1 protein-coding gene and 1 pseudogene are annotated in these 1,681 nt (G+C 69.5%); both read right to left on the bottom strand.

What is annotated here, in order from left to right; all coding sequences use genetic code 11:
* Positions 1 to 93: 93 nt before the first annotated feature.
* Positions 94 to 1,284 carry a lipid-transfer protein gene (locus tag A9X04_RS21925; protein ID WP_067924973.1) on the bottom strand — a complete coding sequence of 397 codons (1,191 nt, stop codon included), beginning with the start codon at positions 1,282 to 1,284 and terminating at the stop codon, positions 94 to 96.
* A 38-nt stretch (positions 1,285 to 1,322) separates the two neighbouring features.
* Positions 1,323 to 1,681: pseudogene (gene truB, locus A9X04_RS21920) on the bottom strand (tRNA pseudouridine(55) synthase TruB); the annotation flags it as partial.

Genomic DNA, 1,681 nt, shown 5'->3' with positions numbered 1-1,681 from the left:
CCACCGCGGCCACACCGCACTCGGCGGCCAACCACCCGCCACCCGCGTACCTAACCTCTCGGGTCAGTACAGCTAGCCCAGGGGCCGGCGCCGCTAGCGCTCGGCGCGCTGGTAGGCGGTGACGACGGCCGCGCCACCGAGCCCGATGTTGTGTTGCAGTGCGGCGCTGACGTTGTCGACCTGCCGCTTGTCGGCGGTGCCCCGCAGCTGCCACGTCAGCTCGGCGCACTGCGCCAGGCCCGTCGCACCCAGCGGGTGGCCCTTGGAGATCAGGCCGCCGGACGGATTGACCACCCACCGCCCGCCGTAGGTGGTGTCGCCGTTGTCGATCAGCTTGGGCGCCTCGCCCGGGGCGCACAGGCCCAGCGCCTCGTAGAGCAGCAGCTCGTTGGCCGAGAAGCAGTCGTGCAGCTCGATCACCTGGAAGTCTTCGGGCCCCAACCCGGACTGCTGGTAAACCTGTTGCGCCGCTTGGACATTCATGTCGTAGCCGATCAGGTTCTTGGCGCTTCCGTCGAAGGTGGACTCGAAATCGGTGGTCATGGCCTGACCGACGATCTCCACCGCCTGGGCGGCCAACCCGTGGCTGTCGACGAAGCCCTCTGAGGCCAGGATCGCCGCGCCGGAACCGTCGGACGTCGGCGAGCACTGCAGCTTGGTGAGTGGGTCGGAGATCATCCGTGCGGCCAGGATGTCCTCCAGCGTGTAGGGGTCCTGGAACTGCGCGAACGGGTTGTTGACGGAGTGCTTGTGGTTCTTGTAGCCGATCTTGGCGAAATGCTCCGCGGTGCTGCCGTATTGCCTCATGTGCTCGCGGCCGGCGGCGCCGAACATCCACGGCGCGACGGGCATCGCGAACTCGTCGATCTCGGCCATCGCCTTGACGTGCTTGCCCATCGGCGATTCGCGGTCCTGGGCGCCCCCGCCCAGCGAGCCGGGCTGCATCTTCTCGAAGCCGAGCGCGAGGGCGCAGTCGACCAGCCCGCCGCGGATGGCCTGGGCCGCCAGGAAGAGCGCGGTCGAGCCGGTCGAGCAGTTGTTGTTGACGTTGACGATCGGAATGCCGGTCATGCCCAGCTCGTAGAGCGCCCGCTGCCCGGACGTCGAATCGCCGGCGACATAACCGACGTAGCCCTGCTGCACCTCGCGGTAGTCGATGCCGGCGTCGGCCAGCGCGTTGGTTCCGGACTCGCGCGCCATGTCGGGGTAGTCCCAGCCCTCGCGGCGGCCCGGCTTCTCGAATTTCGTCATGCCGACGCCGACGACGTAAACCTTGTTGGACATCGTTGTCCCCTTTCCGACGGTACCGATTTCGGGTCAGCCTATTCCTCGAGCGTCGCCGGGCGGATCACGACCACCGACCTGGTGCGCGCGCCCTCGTCGCGCAGCAGCGCGATGACCCGCCCGTCGGCGTCGCAGGCGGCATAGACGCCCTGGATGCCGGCCGGGACAAGCGGCCGGCCATTGGCCGTCGCGTCGACCTCCTCGGCGGTCAGGTCGCGGCGCGCAAAGTTCAGCAGGCACGCCTCGTCCAGCGTCAGCGACAGGCCGGGCCGCTCGGCCAGGTCGTCGAGGGAGCGGGCCTGGTCCAGCGTGAAGCGACCGACGCGGGTGCGCCGCAACGCCGTTAGGTGCCCGCCCACCCCCAGCGCGGCCCGCGACGTCGGGGCCGCGCTGGGGG

The sequence above is a fragment of the Mycobacterium sp. E3247 genome (assembly GCF_001667785.1).
Classification (GTDB): Bacteria; Actinomycetota; Actinomycetes; order Mycobacteriales; family Mycobacteriaceae; genus Mycobacterium.
The sequence above is the reverse complement of the archived record's forward strand: the minus strand, read 5'-3'. Positions and strand labels throughout refer to the sequence as shown.

What these genes read in the sequence shown, in the direction of transcription:
- A9X04_RS21925 (WP_067924973.1), bottom strand. Translation starts at nt 1,284, where the DNA reads ATGTCCAACAAGGTTTACGTCGTCGGCGTCGGCATGACGAAATTCGAG.